The organism is Vibrio sp. Isolate34, assembly GCF_022397915.1.
Classification (GTDB): domain Bacteria; phylum Pseudomonadota; class Gammaproteobacteria; order Enterobacterales; family Vibrionaceae; genus Vibrio.
In genome coordinates this window covers 144,814-163,349 of sequence record NZ_JAKEUO010000012.1, presented here as the reverse complement: position 1 = coordinate 163,349, position 18,536 = coordinate 144,814, and the positions used below count along the sequence as shown (strand labels likewise).

Annotated in this window: 18 protein-coding genes; 4 read left to right on the top strand and 14 right to left on the bottom strand. The window is 44.2% G+C overall.

Annotated elements, in window-relative coordinates; genetic code table 11:
- The first annotated feature begins 47 nt into the window (after nucleotides 1-47).
- Complete coding sequence (locus L1D22_RS14350; protein ID WP_239830281.1) at nucleotides 48-929, top strand: LysR family transcriptional regulator; 882 nt, start codon at nucleotides 48-50, stop codon at nucleotides 927-929.
- On the opposite strand, the gene L1D22_RS14345 is transcribed toward L1D22_RS14350, so the two are convergent.
- The 5 genes from L1D22_RS14345 to sodB all read right to left on the bottom strand — a co-directional run bounded on the left by L1D22_RS14345 (nucleotide 926) and on the right by sodB (nucleotide 6,223).
- On the bottom strand, nucleotides 926-1,549 hold the full coding sequence (locus L1D22_RS14345; RefSeq protein ID WP_239830280.1) for a response regulator transcription factor: 624 nt from the start codon (nucleotides 1,547-1,549) through the stop codon (nucleotides 926-928). The genes L1D22_RS14350 and L1D22_RS14345 overlap by 4 nt on opposite strands.
- A gap of 217 nt (nucleotides 1,550-1,766) precedes the next feature.
- On the bottom strand, nucleotides 1,767-3,698 hold the full coding sequence (locus L1D22_RS14340) for a HAMP domain-containing methyl-accepting chemotaxis protein (protein ID WP_239830279.1): 1,932 nt from the start codon (nucleotides 3,696-3,698) through the stop codon (nucleotides 1,767-1,769).
- 229 nt (nucleotides 3,699-3,927) lie between these two features.
- Nucleotides 3,928-4,611 carry an SDR family oxidoreductase gene (locus L1D22_RS14335; RefSeq protein ID WP_210473251.1) on the bottom strand — a complete coding sequence of 228 codons (684 nt, stop codon included), beginning with the start codon at nucleotides 4,609-4,611 and terminating at the stop codon, nucleotides 3,928-3,930.
- A gap of 275 nt (nucleotides 4,612-4,886) precedes the next feature.
- On the bottom strand, nucleotides 4,887-5,390 hold the full coding sequence (locus tag L1D22_RS14330) for a VC2046/SO_2500 family protein (protein WP_275665063.1): 504 nt from the start codon (nucleotides 5,388-5,390) through the stop codon (nucleotides 4,887-4,889).
- A gap of 248 nt (nucleotides 5,391-5,638) precedes the next feature.
- The gene (gene sodB, locus L1D22_RS14325; RefSeq protein ID WP_004734050.1) at nucleotides 5,639-6,223 is read right to left on the bottom strand and encodes a superoxide dismutase [Fe]; all 585 of its coding nucleotides are present in this window, start codon (nucleotides 6,221-6,223) and stop codon (nucleotides 5,639-5,641) included.
- Between the two features lie 269 nt (nucleotides 6,224-6,492).
- Between sodB and L1D22_RS14320 the strand changes: the two genes are divergently transcribed.
- Nucleotides 6,493-6,831 (top strand): Grx4 family monothiol glutaredoxin, encoded by a 339-nt coding sequence (locus L1D22_RS14320; protein ID WP_239830277.1) that lies wholly within the window; start codon nucleotides 6,493-6,495, stop codon nucleotides 6,829-6,831.
- A gap of 98 nt (nucleotides 6,832-6,929) precedes the next feature.
- Nucleotides 6,930-7,559 carry a DsbA family protein gene (locus L1D22_RS14315; RefSeq protein ID WP_239830276.1) on the top strand — a complete coding sequence of 210 codons (630 nt, stop codon included), beginning with the start codon at nucleotides 6,930-6,932 and terminating at the stop codon, nucleotides 7,557-7,559.
- A gap of 202 nt (nucleotides 7,560-7,761) precedes the next feature.
- Here L1D22_RS14315 and L1D22_RS14310 read toward each other — a convergent pair whose 3' ends face one another.
- Together L1D22_RS14310 and rnt are read right to left on the bottom strand one after the other, a co-directional pair.
- Nucleotides 7,762-9,087 (bottom strand): Na+/H+ antiporter family protein, encoded by a 1,326-nt coding sequence (locus L1D22_RS14310; RefSeq protein WP_026084414.1) that lies wholly within the window; start codon nucleotides 9,085-9,087, stop codon nucleotides 7,762-7,764.
- Between the two features lie 65 nt (nucleotides 9,088-9,152).
- Nucleotides 9,153-9,797, bottom strand: coding sequence for a ribonuclease T (rnt, locus tag L1D22_RS14305; RefSeq protein WP_239830289.1), 645 nt, complete (start codon nucleotides 9,795-9,797; stop codon nucleotides 9,153-9,155).
- 188 nt (nucleotides 9,798-9,985) lie between these two features.
- Between rnt and L1D22_RS14300 the strand changes: the two genes are divergently transcribed.
- A complete protein-coding gene (locus L1D22_RS14300; RefSeq protein ID WP_239716306.1) occupies nucleotides 9,986-10,867 on the top strand; it encodes an OmpA family protein in 882 nt (293 codons plus the stop codon).
- Nucleotides 10,868-10,966: 99 nt separating this feature from the next.
- Here the strand turns inward: L1D22_RS14300 and L1D22_RS14295 are convergent, their stop codons facing one another.
- From L1D22_RS14295 to rsxC, 7 genes are all read right to left on the bottom strand, one after another.
- Nucleotides 10,967-11,401 carry a DUF2753 domain-containing protein gene (locus tag L1D22_RS14295; RefSeq protein WP_004734047.1) on the bottom strand — a complete coding sequence of 145 codons (435 nt, stop codon included), beginning with the start codon at nucleotides 11,399-11,401 and terminating at the stop codon, nucleotides 10,967-10,969.
- Nucleotides 11,402-11,868: 467 nt separating this feature from the next.
- The gene (gene gloA / locus L1D22_RS14290; protein WP_019822356.1) at nucleotides 11,869-12,285 is read right to left on the bottom strand and encodes a lactoylglutathione lyase; all 417 of its coding nucleotides are present in this window, start codon (nucleotides 12,283-12,285) and stop codon (nucleotides 11,869-11,871) included.
- A gap of 126 nt (nucleotides 12,286-12,411) precedes the next feature.
- Nucleotides 12,412-13,047 (bottom strand): endonuclease III, encoded by a 636-nt coding sequence (nth, locus tag L1D22_RS14285; RefSeq protein ID WP_239830275.1) that lies wholly within the window; start codon nucleotides 13,045-13,047, stop codon nucleotides 12,412-12,414.
- 183 nt (nucleotides 13,048-13,230) lie between these two features.
- Nucleotides 13,231-13,923, bottom strand: a complete 693-nt coding sequence (locus L1D22_RS14280) for an electron transport complex subunit E (RefSeq protein ID WP_076656929.1) — start codon at nucleotides 13,921-13,923, stop codon at nucleotides 13,231-13,233.
- Complete coding sequence (gene rsxG / locus L1D22_RS14275; protein WP_048662060.1) at nucleotides 13,923-14,552, bottom strand: electron transport complex subunit RsxG; 630 nt, start codon at nucleotides 14,550-14,552, stop codon at nucleotides 13,923-13,925. Before rsxG ends, L1D22_RS14280 begins: the two co-directional genes overlap by 1 nt.
- A gap of 12 nt (nucleotides 14,553-14,564) precedes the next feature.
- Nucleotides 14,565-15,611 carry an electron transport complex subunit RsxD gene (gene rsxD, locus L1D22_RS14270; protein WP_239830274.1) on the bottom strand — a complete coding sequence of 349 codons (1,047 nt, stop codon included), beginning with the start codon at nucleotides 15,609-15,611 and terminating at the stop codon, nucleotides 14,565-14,567.
- Complete coding sequence (gene rsxC / locus L1D22_RS14265; RefSeq protein WP_239830273.1) at nucleotides 15,611-18,535, bottom strand: electron transport complex subunit RsxC; 2,925 nt, start codon at nucleotides 18,533-18,535, stop codon at nucleotides 15,611-15,613. Before rsxC ends, rsxD begins: the two co-directional genes overlap by 1 nt.
- Nucleotide 18,536: the final 1 nt, after the last annotated feature.

Sequence of the window (18,536 nt, the reverse complement as noted above, 5' to 3'; positions counted from 1 at the left end):
CAGCTAAGTTAAGCTGTTAACAATCAATTTCGTTATTGGAATTCATAATGATTAATGACTTGAACTATAACCTTCTGCGAGAGCTTTCTTTACTTTATCGATACAGAAGTATGAAAGTAGTTGCTAACAAATTAGGGGTAACCGAAAGTGCCGTAAGTAAGCGTTTAGCTCACTTGAGGGCACATTTTGACGACCCTTTGTTTGTGAGAGTTGCCGGGGCACTGGAACCAACGCATTTTCTTGATGGTATTATGCCAGGGGTGAATCAAGGGCTGGAGTTACTTAATCAATCATTACGTCAAACGCAGAAATTCGTTGCTGCTGAATATGACGAAACGATCCGAATTGCTATTCATTCACTGACGATGGAACGCTATGGCTTAGAAATTTACAATGCGATCAGAGCACAATTTCCTAAACCTATGATCTCTATTGAGACATGGTCATCTCAAACTGAAAATGACATTTTGGATAACCGCATACAAATAGGGATTAACTTTTTCCATGAAGAGCGTAGAAAGTCTCTCTATCAAGCTCGCTTAGCTGAAATAAAAGCCGTTGTCGTAGTTTCAGCCAATAGTAATGTAAATACATGGGAAGAAGCCATCAAACTTCCCTTTATTTTTTTTCGTATCCCTGGTTGGAATGACGAGCACCACAGGTTTACTGATGAGTGTGCCAAGAAAGGTATCTTCTTCGATTATCAAGCAAAAACCGATGATATGGCAGTGGCGTGTCAGTTAGTGAATCAAAATGGTATGGCAGTGGTCAGTTTGGAGCGAGTCGTTGAACATTCTGATCTTAAAAGTATCAAAGTTCCGAGTGATTTTGCTTTTGACATCCCTATTATCACTTGTTGTCGTTTAGTGAATAGAACGAACCCATTGCACGATGCCTTGATTAACATAATCAAGGCAATAGTCGTTTAATGTAAATTATCGCGTGAGATAAGCTCATTGATTTTGATGAGCTCAACCACGGTTGAAGCTGAAAACTTTGAGAGCACACGAGATTTATACGTACTGATGGTCTTTTCACTTAAGAAGAGCAATTCTGCAATTTGCTTATTTTTGTAGCCTTTTATTAGATACTGAAAAACCGTTAACTCTCGACTCGAAAGGTTATCAGTGTTGATGTCGACTTTTGAATCGTCTTGCTTAAACAAATTGTAGCCGCGAAGAATATGCGACATTGCATCTCGCACAATAAGAGTCGGTTCTGTTTTACTAATATAGCCATTGGCACCATTCTTTTTAGCCAAAGCGGAATGCAGGCTGTAATCAAACCTTGAGATAAACAGAATTTTCCCTTGATAGCCCGTCGCTTTTGCTCGCTTCATTAACTCAAATCCATTGTCTTGACCTAACTCTACATCCATTGTTAAAAGGTCAAAACGTTCCTTCTTCAGTTGCGATAAAGTGTCTGCGACGGAGCTGGATTCTTTCACTTCAGCGACGGTTTCTAAGCTTAATAACTGCTGACTTAGTGTCTCTCTTACGAGTGGAAAACTATCAATGACTAAGCAGCGTTTGGGTTGAGTGCTTAACATATTTAACCTCTGTGGATGCAGGGAGCGGTAAATATATCGAATTTATGAAGGAATGTTTGGAATACCTAACTTGACGAAATGGAAAGATCACGAGTGAGCGTTTTTCTAGAGATAAAGATAGAGATAGAGTGAAAGTGGGTGGCTCACTCTATCTCCATGTGCTTTTGTCTATTGAAAACCTATCGGATTGGTAACGACTAGAACTGACATTAAAGAACTACTTGAGTTTAAAGAAGCTGATATTGTCCGCTAAAGTTACAGACATTTTAGCCAGTTCACTGGAAGCTTGGTTATTATCATTGGTCATAGATACCGTTTGTTCTACTCGGTCTTTAACCATAATAATGCTTTGGTTAATCATTTCTGCCGTTGCACTTTGTTCCTCGGTTGCCGTCGCAATCTGTGTATTGAGGTTGTTAGTTTGATTAATCTGCTCTTTGATCGTAGAGAACGCTTCATTGGCTAATTCAGCCTGTGTGACAGTATCAGTCAGCATTGCTTGGTTTTCATCAATAGAACTCACGACTTGATATGTATTCTTCTGTAATGTTGATATTTGGTCTCCGATTTTCTCAACCGCTTTTTGAGTCTGTTGAGCCAGTTGTCTTACTTCGTCGGCTACGACTGCAAACCCTCTACCTTGGTCACCAGCCCTTGCTGCTTCAATAGCTGCATTAAGCGCAAGCAAGTTGGTTTGTTCTGCAATGGTTTGAATCACTTCCATGACATCACTGACTTCTTCTGTCCCAACACGAAGCGTACTGACTTCTTGGCTAAGGTCACCCATTTGAACGACAAGGCTAGAAACTTTGCCCATCGCGTTGACCATAATATCGTGACCAACATCTGCCTGTTGTGTTGCTGATTCTGCTTCTGTAGAGGCCATATTCGCACCACTAGCAACTTCATTGATTGCAGCTGACATTTCATTAATTGCGGTGGCGACTTGTTCCGTTTCTAATTGTTGTTCTTGTGAGCCAATCAAAACCTGTTGATTGATAGATGAAAGTTCTTCAGAAGCTGATGCTAACAATTCAGAGCACTGAGTGATTTCACGTACAATGCTGTAGAACTTTACTTCCATGTCGCGTAAGGACTCACTCATTTGCGATATTTCATCTGAACCTTCAATTTCATACCATTGGATAAGTTCGCCAGACGCCATTCTATGCGTATGATTTCGTGCAAACTCAACCGGGCGGGTGATGCTCTTGGAGATGAAGTGAGCTAATACAAATACCACTGGCATTGAGACACTGATAATGGCAACTAACCATAAAATCGCGTTGTCAATTTCGTCTTGAATTTGCAAAGCATGGTTCTTTTGCAAAGAGAAAGCATGAGAGCTGATCAACTCGAGTTGTTCAGCTATTTTCGCTCCAGTAACGTTAAGTCCTTTATTCCAAACATCATTATTCTCACGTTGAATGTCTTTCACTTCCGACATTTTCTCAAACATGCTGCTATATAAAGTGACTAGGCGAGGTATCTCAATGTCTGGAAAGCTTTTATTAAAATCATCAAGTTCATCTAAAAGGTTCGAGTGTGATTTTTTATAGCTATCGTAATCTTCTAAATCGTGGCTTAACAAATACTTGGTCGATTGTTGAATGGTTTCTCTGTAATGGCTTTCTATGCGAGTGGTTGCTTTGAACAACTCTAAGTCATGTTCAGAATTTTTCTTCAATACATTAATCACTTGGCGAGTTTCACTATCAATCATCGTTAAATTGTCGGCTAATTTCCCTTGTATTTCGGAGAGCTCATTGGTGCGCATCAGTAACTGTTTGTATTGGTCAAGGTTCTCAATGATAGCTAGTGACTGCGCACTCTCCTTAGGATCTGTCATTTGTTCAAGTGCATTAGTCATCTCTAATTGAGTCGAATTGATGAGTAAGATTGCCTTATCAATATGAGTATCTTCTTGTGACACTCTGTAGGTAAGAGCATTGACTCGTGCTGTCAAAAGGGTTTCTTGGATCTCAGATGCGTCAATAGCGTGATGGTTGAGGTCATTAAATGAATAGAAGCTCTCTTGTATATCATCCATCGAATTGAACGAAACAATAGCGATAGTAATGGCAGCAAGGGAGTTAATAGCGATTAAAAGTAAAAACTTATGGGATATTTTTTTTATACGGTTGAACATAAGATCAAACCTTTGTTTGTGGTAATAATTTTGCGGAAAAGGTATAAAATATATAGGGGTGTGTAAAAATTCCCTATTATTGAGTAACGATTTAACCGTATGAATATAAAGTATAAATTTAGATTTGTAGGCGCTTTCTTACGCTAAATAAGTCTGTTTCTTAGCGGGGAGCGTAACTTTTCTTATCCGATGTAAGCTGTTGCATCAAGACACAACAGCTATTGAACGCTTAGACCTCGGCCGCAACCACGCGACCGCTAAAGTAATCGTTAGATATGATGTACTCGGCTGTTCTGGTGAGCTCGTCTTGAAGCTGGGCCCAGTGACAACGGTTGAACTTGCCATCGGCGTTGTGAATCGCAGGAACGACACCGCCAACACGGATCTTAAATGGGGTGAGTTCTTTGGCCCAGCTGTGGGTAAAACCGGTGATCATGGAATTGGCGCTTTCTAGTCCGGATACATCGTGAAAGTCGTCGTGCGATATGACATTCACGATAACCCCTTCTTTGTTTTCTTCTCGTAGCCTCTCAGCGCTGATTTGGCCAAAAGCAAAAAGGGTCGATGCCATAGAGGAAAGATCATTAATAAAGCTGCTGACGGGCTGATCACCAATTAGGCTCGGCATTGGTGAACTTATCCAGTTATTGACCAGTACATCGGGGGTGGTGTTGAAAGTGGTTTGGATAAAATCAAACACGCTGAGAATCGACTGGCTGTCATGGCTTTCGAGTGGGTAGTGGTAAACAGAATCAGAGAACCGAGCACATTGTAAATAAGTAGCCTGAAGCGCTTCGGTATCGTTATCACAAAGGATGACGGTGGCTCCAAGGTTCACAAAGTGGTTCGCAATCGTACCTCCCAGTCGCGAGCCGGCAGATGTCACCAATATGATTGAGCTTTTTATTTCCATCCCAGTACCTAAACAAATCATCCGTGTCGGATAAGAATGGGTTAAATTTCATACAGTGGGTGTGAATTGGTTCAAACTAAGGTGCGCCAATTAATAAGTTTTTATAAACTTAGTGGCACGTCACATTTTGTAGTAACTTCAAGCGGTAATCGACAACGAGAGTTTTGAGTATGCCCAAGGCTAGTGGTTCATATCACTCACGTGAATCATTCAAGAAAGTGAATTGATCAAAGCCGATAGAGATACAGAAATAAATCGAGAAAGCGGGGCTGAAGTTATGCCTGAGCTTGAATTTGATACTGACGTTGGGCAGTCGATAGTTCGTTGTAGAGTGTGGCATGAGGCAATTCAGGGACATGCTTGTTCGCCAGTTTACGTCGGTCGTGACCTGAAAGATTTTGGTAAACCTCTTCCGGGAAGTCAGCAGTATCTTCAGGCATAAAAGCCAAGGCTTCGGGTTTCAAGTAATGGCTGAGTTTTGCGCTGGCAAGGCTAGCCTGATGAAAATAATTAGATTGTTGCGCTGAAATCTCATACGAAGATTGGTTTGAACGCAGTTGCTGCGGTTCTGCTACGCCGAATTGCTTGCGTAGGCGATCTTCATTTGTTTCTGTAACTTCAATGGTATCGATAGGCGTGCAATCGCGAACATCATTAGAAAACATAGATAGCAGCAACGCGAAATCTGCACGGCGACCTTGCTCAACCGCTTGGCTGATTCCGATGCCGAACTTCAGTTCGTTGATGATTCCTGCTTTGTCTAAAGTATGTATTTGCATGACGCCTCTCGTTTGATACACCTTTAACGGCATGGAGTCGGCAAACTTTAGCCTTTAATTACAGGCGAATAGAGAATTCATGCAGGGCAATTAAGAAAGGTAAGAATAGGTTAAAAAGCAGGCTGGATTGGCTAATTTGTTTTGTATCTGTCGTATTGATAGGAATACGACAGATACAAAAAAGCTCACGCCGAGGCATGAGCTTTTAACAGGTAACTCGCTATAAATAGCGTAGCTTAAGTAATAGATTACTTAGCTAGGTTCTCTTCTACGAAAGACCAGTTTACTAGGTTCCAGAATGCAGCCATGTAGTCAGGGCGAACATTGCGGAAATCGATGTAGTAAGCGTGTTCCCATAGGTCAACAGTTAGAAGTGGAGTAACACCTTCTTCTGTTAGAGGAGTAGCAGCGTTAGAAGTGTTAACGATGTCTAGAGAACCGTCAGCTTTCTTAACTAACCAAGTCCAAGAAGAACCGAAGTTGTTGATTGCTGAATCAGTGAATTTCGCTTTGAATTCTTCGAAAGAACCGAATGCAGCGTTAATAGCTTCTGCAACAGCGCCAGTTGGTTCGCCGCCTGCTTTAGGAGCAAGACAGTGCCAGTAGAACGTGTGGTTCCAGATTTGAGCAGCGTTATTGAAAACACCACCAGTAGAAGTCTTAACGATCTCTTCTAGTGTTTTGCCTTCAAACTCAGTACCTGGGATAAGACCGTTTAGCTTAACAACGTAAGTGTTGTGGTGCTTACCGTGGTGGAAATCTAGCGTTTCTGCTGAGATGTGTGGTTCTAGTGCGTCTTTCGCGTAAGGAAGAGCCGGTAGTTCAAATGCCATTGCTCAATTCTCCATTGATATGAAAGAGTTAACTCTTTCGATTGCTTCCAGTGATATTATTATTCATGGCTCGCGATACTGCCAACCATGGTCAATTTGCTGACTTGCGATATAGTTTAGCAAGTTTTTACTTTATTAAAAGCTTATTTCATCACTTTTGTGTGAATTGTTAGCTTAGCTTATTAACCGCTTTTTTTATATGGTTTTTATTCTTTTGGTTTGGGGTAGAATAAAGGCAATAAAAGCCGTAATCCATTAACGAGGAAGCAATGGAAACTATCGATAAAATCAAACAGCAAATTGAAGAAAACACTATTCTACTGTACATGAAAGGTTCTCCTAAGCTACCTAGCTGTGGTTTCTCTTCTCAAGCGTCTCAAGCTCTAATGGCATGTGGCGAGAAATTTGCTTATGTAGATATTCTACAAAACCCTGATATCCGTGCAGAGCTTCCAGCTTACGCACAATGGCCAACTTTCCCACAACTTTGGGTTGAAGGTGAGCTAATCGGTGGTTGTGACATCATTCTTGAGATGTTCCAAAAAGGCGAACTTCAGCCAATCATCAAAGAAGCAGCAGCTAAAGTTGCTGGTGATGACACTGAGTAAGCTCTAGCCTTTGCGCTGAATAGTTAAAATGAGGGGCCTTAATTAGGCTCCTTTTTTGTTTGAATTGATCGAATCATTGACTCGATAAGGAACGAACAATGAACGTAAAACTTCATTATGTGCATGATCCAATGTGCAGCTGGTGTTGGGGATACAAGCCAACGCTTGAGTTATTGAAACAACAATTACCTGCGAGTATTGAGTTTAACTACGTAGTGGGTGGCTTGGCGCCGGATTCTGATGAGCCAATGTCAGAAGAGATGAAAGGCAAGCTGCAAGCGATCTGGAAGCAGATAGAAGCTAAGTTAGGTACCGAGTTTAACCACGAGTTTTGGACTGAGTGTAAGCCTGTTCGCAGCACTTACCCTGCGTGCCGTGCTGTAATTGCAGCAGGTTTTCAAGATCACTATGAAGCGATGCTGGAAGCGATTCAACACGCGTACTACCTTCGTGCGATGTTGCCACACAGCCAAGAAACGCATCTACAGTTGGCTGAAGAACTAGGCATGAATGTACAACAGTTTGAAAATGACCTTTCTAGTAAGTTATTGGAAAGTGAGTTAGATGACCAGTTAGGCTTTAAAGAAGCGATGGGGGTGTTTTCTTACCCAACGTTAGTGCTTGAAGTGAATGGCATTTTTAGTGAAGTTGAATTGGATTACCATTCAACGGAAGCGACGCTTAAGTCTATTCGCGAAATTCTAGTGAATAACGCTCCCGCTGCATAATCCAGCGAGAGCTGTCTGTATTGACGCAATGACTTCTAAGGCTTACTCATAAGAGTAAGCCTTTTTTGTTTGGCGTCGCTAGTTCATTGAGAGTGAAAGGAAGGAAGAGTGGAATGAACCCCCCAGAAACAAAAAGACCGCTCGAGGCGGTCTTGTTTAATGTATTGCTTCGTAGCTAAAGCATCGAATTACAGAAGCCTGACTACAGAACCATGGCTGCAATCCAACCGAATACGATCAGTGGGATGTTGTAGTGTAGGAACGTCGGTACTACGGTTTCCCATACGTGCTCGTGTTGACCATCAGCATTAAGACCCGATGTTGGACCTAATGTTGAGTCAGAAGCAGGAGAGCCCGCATCACCAAGCGCTGCAGCTGTACCTACTAGAGCGATCGTTGCCATTGGTGAGAAACCAAATGCGGCTGCTAGTGGAACGTATATAGTTGCAAGGATTGGAATCGTAGAGAATGAAGAACCAATACCCATAGTCACTAGTAGACCAACAATTAGCATAAGCAGTGCTGCTAGAGGCTTGTTATCACCGATGCTGGTTGAAAGCGCTTCAACCAAAGATTCAACGCCGCCAGTTTGCTTCATTACTGCTGCGAAACCTGCCGCTGCAATCATGATGAAACCGATCATTGCCATCATGTGAACGCCCTTGGTAAAGACATCTTGTGTCTCTTTCCAAGCGATTACGCCACCGAAGGTGAATACCATGAAACCAGCAAGAGCACCGATGATCATAGAACCCGTCGACAGTTGAACCGTTAGTGCTGCAACGATACCCGCCGCCGCTACTAGGATGTGCTTCTTGTTGATCTCTTTTGTCTCAGTTGAAACAATCGTGTGAGATGTTTCTTTGTACTGACGAGGCTTACGGTAAGTAAAGAATACTGCCGTTAGCAAGCCAAAGATCATGCCCGCAGCGGGTAAAAGCATCGCCATTGGTACTTGGCTTGCTACAACGTTTTCAAGACCATTGTCGTGAAGGTTTTTAAGCAGGATGTTGTTTAGGAAGATGCCACCAAAACCAATCGGCAAAACCATGTAAGGTGTAATCAAACCAAAAGTCAGCACACACGCAACCAGACGACGGTCTAGGTTCATTTTTGCGAATACGCCTAATAGAGGTGGGATTAAGATTGGGATGAAGGCGATATGTACCGGAATCACATTTTGCGAAGACATGGTCACTAAGATCAAAGACGCAAGGATGCCGTATTTAAGACCAGTCGATGCTGCACTGTTCTCTTTGCCGTGAATGCGTTTAATAACACTTTGAGCAAGTAGATCTGTGATACCAGAACGTGAGATAGCAACAGCGAATGTACCAAGCATAGCGTAACTAAGTGCGATCGTTGCACCACCGCCTAATCCACTTTCGAAAGCCGCGACTGCGTCGTTCAAGCTCATACCAGAGGCTACGCCGCCGATAATTGCACTGAACGTCAGAGCAACGACTACGTTTACACGCATCAAAGCTAAAACAAGCATGATGCAAACTGAAATTACAACAGGATTCATATTATTCTCGGGATGTTGTGTTTTTTATGAAGGCAATACGAAAAAACGTTTACCGACTCTATTTTTTATTCTTCGTCAACAAGAGGCCAACCACCAAGGGCTTTCCATTTGTTTACTATGCCGCAAAATAACTCTGTGGTTTTTTGCGTATCATACAAAGCAGAGTGTGCTTCTTTGTTGTCAAATTCCATCCCTGCAGTGCGGCAAGCTTTAGCCAAAACGGTTTGACCGTAGGCAAGACCACTAAGAGCTGCAGTGTCAAAAGTTGCAAATGGATGGAACGGGACGCGTTTAAGCTTACAACGCTCACTTGCCGCATTAACGAAGTTCAAATCGAATGTAGCATTGTGAGCGACCATGATTGCACGACTGCAATCTGAAGCTTTTTGTTCTTTTCTCACTAGCTTGTAGATTTCTTTAAGGGCTTCTTGTTCCGACACAGCACCACGTAATGGGTTAAATGGGTCTTTAATTCCGTTAAAGTCTAATGCTGCCTGCTCTATATTTGCGCCTTCAAAAGGCTCAATGTGAAAATGAAGCGTTGATGCAGGTTGCAGATCTCCGTTCTCATCCATTTTTAATGTAATGGCACAGATTTCTAATAATGCATCGGTTTCTGCGTTAAACCCTGCGGTTTCCACGTCGATGACCACTGGAAAATAGCCGCGAAAGCGTTTTTTTAGGGTCAGAGCTTCGTTTTCTACAGTCATGTTAGCCCAAATAAGTGTGATTAAGGCTGCATTATTGCAGATAATAGCAATGATAAAAACTAGGGAAGGGCAATAAATCATAAATTAGCCGACCCATTGCGGCTTGATAATTGCATATTTAAACGCGAGAGAAAAATGCGGCAATTGGCTGCATTGTTAAACGAATTGCTTAAGAGATACTCCACTTTATGAAGAAACAACTCATAACAGGTTCAATGCTATTTTCGCTTCTTATGTCGTCATCGGTAACGGCACAAGAAAAGCGTTACGGAGCATCTCCTCAACAGTCAACGTGGGAGATGGTGGCTAACACGCCACTAGAATGTCGCTTAGTTCATCCAATCCCAAATTTTGGTGACGCTGAGTTTTCATCTCGTGCGAGTAAAAAAATCATTTTGGACTTTGAGCTTAAAATGCGCCGGCCAATGGGTGCGACACGCAATGTCAGCTTGATTTCCATGCCACCACCTTGGCGTCCGGGCGAAAGTGCCGATCGCATGACAACCATTAAGTTCTTCCAACAATTTGATGGTTACGTGGGCGGACAAACCGCTTGGGGTATCTTGAGCGAGCTGGAGAAGGGGCGCTACCCGACATTCAGTTACCAAGAGTGGCAAAGCCGAGATCAACGTATCGAAGTGTCGTTGTCGTCGGTGTTGTTCCAAGAAAAATACAATGTGTTCAGTGATTGTGTTGCCAACTTACTGCCTTATAGCTTTGAAGATATCTCTTTCACTATCTTGCATTACGACCGTAACAGCGATCAGCTGAATAAGTCGTCACGTAAAAGGCTGAGCCAGATTGCCGATTATGTTCGCTACAACCAAGACATTGACCTTGTGCTGGTGGCAACGTACACCGACTCAGTTGACAGCAAGGGTATTAGCCAAAACCTTTCAGAGCGCAGAGCTGAATCGTTGAGAGAGTACTTTAAATCTTTAGGCTTGCCAGAAGACCGTATTCAAGTACAAGGTTATGGTAAACGTCGTCCAATTGCCGACAACAACTCGCCAATTGGTAAAGACAAGAACCGACGCGTTGTTATTTCATTGGGTAGAACGCAGGTTTAGCGCAAATAAAATCTAAAGCTCAAATTAAAAAGCCCGTCGCCACGGGCTTTTTGTATCTGAATCAACAGGCTAAGTGTTTCATCTGCGAAAGGAGCTTGCTTAGTTTAAGCGGAAGCGAGCGATCATTTCACAATTGGTCGCGGTATCGATCTTTTCCACCATAGAAGCAATTTTAGGGTTGGGATGGCGTTTCATGAAATCGATAAGCGCTTTCTTACAGCAACCAATTGAATCGATAAAGCTAGAACATTGCGTGTTAGGGCACTGAGGGATAAGAGTCAGCACTTTTTCTGAAGCTAATTGGAGATACTTAAGTTCGTACTCAGTATCACCGGCCCAGCGCCAGAATTGCGCAAGATTGTGGCAAGAAATCACTGAGATAAGTAGGCGTTCATCGGCCTGAATATCGGTACGTTCTGTAATTTCTTCGCTTAAGTTCAATGCTTGCTGATAGTGAAGAATACTTCGTACAGGATCATCGAGCTGCAATGCCGTATCGGCGAGTAACGTGTGTTTTTCCCATTCGCTAATCATTGTATTACCTCACTAATCAATAGGCTGTTAATTTAAATGATAATCATTATCATGTAAAGTTTCATCAGTGAGATTGTTAATAATATATAGGGCATGTTGACCTTTTGAGCTTGTTTTTGCAGCGAGTTGCTGGGTTTATATGGAAGGATGAGGCTTTGATACGTCGTTTTTTTGTAAGAGAAGTTGATAACGTAGTCGTTAATAACCAGCAAACGCTGCCCAAAGGGTTCGGCAAAAAGCGTTTTTCTCTTTGTTGAGGGAGACTTGCTTAAAATGACTAGGCTACGTCTCCCTCGCCGCGATTAAAACGCTTTTATCTCGAACAAAATTCAACCGCAAAACATCAACAAGCCCTAATAAAGAATATCGATTATGGGGAGAGTGATAAAAAAGAAGCGAGCATAGTGCTCGCTTCTCTGTTCATTTCATCAGGCGTTCTAGCCTAATCTTGCAAAGGTATTTAGGGATTAACCTTCTAGACCAGCGCTTGCTTGTTTGTTTTGAATCAGCTCAATCATATAGCCGTCAGGATCTTTAACGAATGCGATGTGCGTAGAGCCACCTTTTACTGGGCCTGCTTCACGAGTCACGTTACCGCCTGCTGCTTTAATCGCGTCACACGTTGTGTAGATGTCATCAACACCGATAGCAACGTGGCCAAACGCAGAACCAAGGTCATATTCAGTCGTGCCCCAGTTGTACGTTAGTTCAATCACAGCGCCTTGAGATTCGTCGCCAAAGCCAACGAAAGCCAGTGTGTATTCGTACTCTTTGTTTTCGTTCTTACGTAATAGCTGCATGCCCATTACTTTTGTGTAGAACTCGATAGACTTATCTAGATCACCAACGCGCAGCATGGTGTGTAAAATACGACCGTTTGACATGATTTGCTCCTAGCTTTAACTATGTTTACGTTTTTGTAATTCTGTTTTCTGCCGCGAGAAAAACGCGGCGATTTTTAGCCAATAGGCTGGTTAGCTTCTTTCGCTTAGGGCTAACAGCTTATGAGCCTAGACGTCTGTCTTCTCTTTGAACTCACATAGGTCTTCAATGATACAACTGCCACAACGTGGTTTGCGCGCGATACAGGTATAACGTCCATGAAGAATGAGCCAGTGGTGGGCATCCAATTTGAATTCTTTTGGAATGACTTTGAGAAGCTTAGCTTCAACATCGTCGACCGTTTTACCCATTGCTAGCTTAGTACGGTTTGATACACGGTAGATATGAGTATCAACGGCAATGGTTGGCCAACCAAAAGCGGTGTTCAATACTACGTTAGCTGTCTTACGACCAACGCCAGGAAGGGCTTCTAATGCCGCACGATCTTCCGGTACTTCACCGTTGTGTAGGTCAAGCAGCATTCGACACGTTTTAATGGTGTTTTCTGCTTTTGAATTAAATAGGCCGATTGTCTTGATGTACTCTTTCAACCCATCAACACCTAGGTCGAAAATGGCTTGTGGAGTATTGGCGACTGGGTAAAGCTTATCCGTTGCTTTGTTGACACTGACATCGGTTGCCTGTGCTGATAAAAGTACCGCGATCAGCAACTCGAAAGGGCTGTTCCAGTTAAGCTCAGTCTCTGGTTTTGGATTGTTTTCTCTTAAACGCTCAAGTATTTCTACTCGTTTTACATTGTTCATAGCGACATTACTTTCAAATAGTTAGGGCTTGAGTTCCGGAGTTGGTATTCAATAAACTCTCAATGCTCAGGCTTTATCATCGGTTACGCGCTCTTATGAGCGTCATTATTATGTGTACTTGGTCAATCTAATTACCTGCTGAGCGGTTGAGCTACTCAGCAGGGTTTAAGTTACTGTAACTTGTTAAGCATTGGTAACGCGAGCGCGTTCAATGACAGGTTTTTCTTGTTTAGGCTGTCTAGATTTTGCTTGGTTGTCGATGATGTTTTTCAAGGCAATCAAGAAACCAACACCAATAAAGGCACCTGGTGGAAGCAGGGCTAGCAAGAAGCTGTTATCAAATTGGAATATCTGGATTCGTAATACAGAAGCCCAATCACCAAGAAGCAGGTCTGCACCATCAAACAGAGTGCCGTTACCAATAACCTCACGCATTGCACCCAGTACAACCAGTACCGATGTCATGCCAAGACCCATCCAGAAACCATCTTGAGCAGCAGGCAGCACTTCGTTTTTAGAAGCGAAGGCTTCAGCTCGGCCAATGATGATACAGTTGGTTACGATCAGCGGGATGAAGATACCCAAAGACAGGTAAAGGCCATACGCGTAAGCATTCATCAGAAGTTGAACACAGGTTACCAGTGATGCAATGATCATTACGAATACTGGAATACGCACTTCTTTTGGTACGTGGTTACGAACCAGAGAAACAGCAACGTTCGAACCGACCAATACAAGCAGAGTCGCAATACCTAGTCCAAGTGCGTTCGTCACCGTTGAAGACACAGCCAACAGAGGACATAAGCCAAGAAGTTGAACTAGGGCAGGGTTGTTAGCCCACATGCCATTTTTGATTAGTGTTTTATGGTCACTCATTATTCACCACCACAATTTAGAGGTTGAGCAAGCAATGCTTGGTTGTTTTGGTTAACGTACTGAACCGCTTGCTTAACCGACTTAACGACCGCTCTTGGCGTAATGGTTGCGCCAGTAAACTGGTCGAAGTCACCACCGTCTTTACGAACCTTCCAACGGTCTAGATTAGAATCCGTCACTTGCTTACCTGCAAACGAAAGAATCCAATCACTCACACGTAGATCAATCTTATCACCCAAGCCAGGAGTTTCTTGGTGTGAAAGCACGCGAGTACCTAAAATCGTACCGTCGATTTTCATTCCAACAATGACTTTAATCGCGCCATTGTAGCCGTCTGGTGCAATCGCTTCGATAGCAATCGCGCTTGGCTCACCATTAAGTTTAGCGATGTAAGCTGGCATCGCTTGCTCAGTACCAAGTTCTTCTGCTTGAACCAAAGTACAAGACGAAAACAGTTCGTTGTCGTGAAGATCGTGTGGGATCACTTGGTTAAGAACAGACAGCAGTTGAGCCTGTTCTTGCTGTTTGATCTGATCTTTGGTCAGGTAGTGAGTCACCGCGACCAAACCTGTTGAAGCACACGCAAAAATCGCGAGTACAAGGCCGTTTTTCTTAATAGCATTTAGCATGGTATCCGCTCCTTAGTGACCGTATGTGCGAGGTTTGGTGTAGTAGTCAATCAGTGGAACACACATGTTGGCTAACAATACAGCAAACGCCACGCCATCGGGGAAACCACCCCAACTGCGGATAATAAACACTAACGCGCCAATCAGTGCACCAAATACCAATCGACCTTTTACTGTCGTTGAAGCTGAAACCGGGTCGGTTGCAATGAAGAATGCACCAAGCATGGTTGCGCCAGACAATAGGTGAATGGTTGGAGAAGCGGTTTCACCTGGAGTTAGGATTAAGAACACTAGGCTAAACAGAGCAAGGCTGCCGATGAACGCCACAGGAATATGCCATTGAATCACGCGTTGCTTGATAAGTACCAAGCCGCCAACTAGGTAAGCAAGGTTCACCCATTCCCAACCTACGCCAGCTAGCCAGCTAAATTGAGGTTGAGACAGAGCTTCAGACGCTGTGTTACCTGCCGTTAATGCCGTTTTGAATGCATCAAGCGGCGTTGCCATTGTAGTGCCATCAATACCAAGGCGTGCTTGTTGAAGAGACAAACCTTCGTTATTGAAACCCGTAAAGATCATCAAGAAAGAGTCAACAAAGCTTGTTGCTTCAGCGGTTAAGCTGGCTGGTGCATTCCAACTGGTCATTTGAACTGGGAATGAGATCAGCAAAACAACATAAGCCACCATCGCTGGGTTAAATGGGTTTTGCCCAAGCCCGCCATATAGGTGCTTTGCAATAATAATCGCGAAGAACATACCAATCACTAGAATCCACCACGGTGAGTGTGGAGGAATAGCGACACTGAGTAGCCAAGCGGTCACAACCGCACTGTAATCACGCAGCGCCATCACTGGCGGACGTTTTCTCAACAGCATTACGGCTGCTTCAAAGGTAAGAGCAAGTGCGATAGCAAATACTAACTGGATGAGCGTACCCCATCCAAAGAAGTAGGTTTGAGCTAGTAGACCTGGCAATGCACAAATAGCCACCCATTTCATGAGATCTGGGGTGCTTCTACGACTGTGTGCGTGCGGTGAGCTGGCGATAAAGAAGGCCACTACTCTTTCTCCTCATTGTTCTTTTTATCTTGCTCTTGCTGCGCTTTTCTTGCTTTAGCACGAGCAATTGCGGCAGCAACGGCTGCTTTCTTAGGATCGACGGGTTCTGATTGAGCCTCAGATTCAACCACAGTCTCTTTTTCAATTAAAGGTTCAGCTACAGGTTCGGGAGCGATTTCTTCAGCTTCGACCTGCTTAGCTTGCTGTGCTTTTTTCGCCTTAGCACGTGCGATAGCGGCAGCAACAGCGGCTTTCTTAGGATCGACAGCTTCTGGTTGAGCATCAGCTACTACTTCGATCACTGGTTCAGGCGTTTCTGCTGTCTCAGTCTGTTTCGCTTGCTGAGCTTTCTTCGCTTTAGCGCGTGCAATAGCGGCAGCAACAGCCGCTTTTTTAGGATCGACTGACTCTTGTTGAGTTTCAGCTTCAACTTCAATTACTGGCTCAGGCGTTTCTACTGTTTCAGCTTGTTTTGCTTGCTGAGCTTTCTTCGCTTTAGCGCGTGCAATGGCCGCAGCCACTGCGTCTTTTTTAGCATCGCCAGAGCTTCCAGTTGGAGCTTCACTTTCTGTTTGAATAGCCAATTCCGCTTGCTGTGCTTTCTTAGCTTTAGCACGAGCGATAGCTGCAGCAACGGCGTCTTTCTTAGCGTCGCCAGAGCTTCCAGTTGGAGCTTCACTTTCTGTTTGAATAGCCGATTTCGCTTGTTGAGCTTTCTTGGCTTTAGCGCGAGCAATAGCCGCCGCGACGGCGTCTTTCTTTGCATCGCCAGTACTTTCAGCAGGAGAGTCAGAGGCTGATTCTGCTTGTTGTGCTTTCTTGGCTTTAGCACGAGCTATTGCAGCAGCAACGGCATCTTTCTTAGCATCGCCAGTACTTTCAGTTGGAACGTCAGAAGCTGACTCCGCTTGTTGTGCTTTCTTTGCTTTAGCGCGAGCTATTGCAGCAGCGACAGCATCTTTCTTAGCGTCGCCAGAGCTTTCAGCTGAAGCATCAGAAGCTGATTCTGCTTGTTGTGCTTTCTTGGCTTTAGCACGAGCTATTGCAGCAGCAACGGCATCTTTCTTAGCATCGCCAGTACTTTCAGTTGGAACGTCAGAAGCTGATTCTGCTTGCTGTGCTTTCTTCGCTTTAGCACGAGCTATTGCAGCAGCAACGGCGTCTTTCTTGCCATCACTAGAGCTTTCAACCGGGGCCTCAGCCGAAGCTTGTTGCGCCTTGCGTTCTCGAGCTTGACGCTTACGCTCTTCACGTAGCTTCGACATTTCAGAGTTGTCTGGTTCAGCACCGTCTGCTTTCTGAGCCGCAGCTTGTTTCGCTTTTGCTTTAGCAATCGCAGCTGCAACCGCAGGTTTCACTGTTGGCTCTTCACTTGGAGCCTGATCAGCAGCGGCTTTTTGTGCTTTAACTCGTGCAATCGCAGCAGCAATTGCATCGTCACCGTCTGCCGCTTTCATGTCTTTGCGACGGTTATCCGCGGCTTTCTTGAAGCGGTTTTCGCGTTCTGCTTTGTCACGCTCCATACGAGCGTTTTTCTCTTCGAAACGAACCTTGGCGCGCTCTGCGGCCGTCGCTTCGTCTTTTCTTGTTTTGATTTCAGCTTTCGCTTGGCGATAGTACTGAACAAGAGGAATCTCACTTGGGCAAACAAACGCACAAGCACCACATTCAATACAGTCTTTAATGTTTAGCTCTTCGCATTTGTCCAGCTCATTGGCTTTCGCGTGCCATTGCAGCTGTTGAGGCAGTAGAGAGGCAGGGCAAGCTTCGGCACAAGCACTGCATCGAATACATTCCATCTCGTAAGTGCTTGGTGAAATTTCACGACGCGTTGGCGCTAAAATACAGTTCGACGTTTTCGTGATTGGCACATTGGCATGTGGCAAGGTGAAGCCCATCATAGGGCCGCCCAAAATCAAACGCGGCAGCTTTTTATCGGCTTTGTAGCCAAACTCTTCAAGCAACTCATGTACTGGCGTGCCTAATAACGCCCAAACATTACGAGGTTGTTTAAAGGTCTTACCGGTTAAAGTCACAACGCGGTTAACGACAGGTTCACCGTCGATTACTGCTCTCTTAATCGAGTAGAGAGAGCCTACGTTCTGAACCAAAACACCAATATCTGCAGGAATACCACCGGCAGGAACCTCTTTATTAGTGAGGATCTTGATGAGCTGTTTCTCACCACCAGAAGGGTATTTGGTTGGGATAACACGAATGACTATGTCTTTGTCTTTCGCTGCAATCTCAAGTGCTTTTATCGCGTCTGGCTTGTTGTCTTCAATGCCGATCACGGTCAGTTTTGGTTGAAGGATGTGTTCAACCACTTCGATGCCTTTGAGTACTTCTTCGGCATGTTCTTGAAGCAACTTGTCATCAGAGGTGATGTAAGGTTCACACTCAGCAGCGTTGACGATCAAAATGTCAGTACGACCAAGGCCTGACTGCAGCTTTTTCGCAGTAGGGAAGCCGGCGCCGCCCATGCCCGAAATACCGGCTTGACGAATCACATCAAGCAGTTCGTCTGAGGTCTTTGTTGAAAAGTCTTCAACTGGGTGTTTTTCAATCCAAGTGTCTAAGCCGTCAGGTTTAATGATTACACTGAGTTCGCTTAAGCCCGAAGGGTGAGCGGTAGTTCTTGGTTCGATAGCGGTAATCACACCTGACGTAGGTGCATGTACTGGTAACGTAAAACCCGTGTCCAAGGCTGTCAGTTGTTGGCCTTTTAGCACGGTGTCACCCGCAGCAACCAATAAGTTACCTGGCTTACCGATGTGCTGTTTGACAGGAAGAACGATTTCTTCAGGAAGCCTTGCATGAACGATGTCAGTGGTATTGGACTGTTTCTTGTTTTCAGCAGGGTGCACGCCGCCCGGGAAGTTCCAAATAGAGCCCGTGCGAATTTGTTCAATTAAAGAGATCATA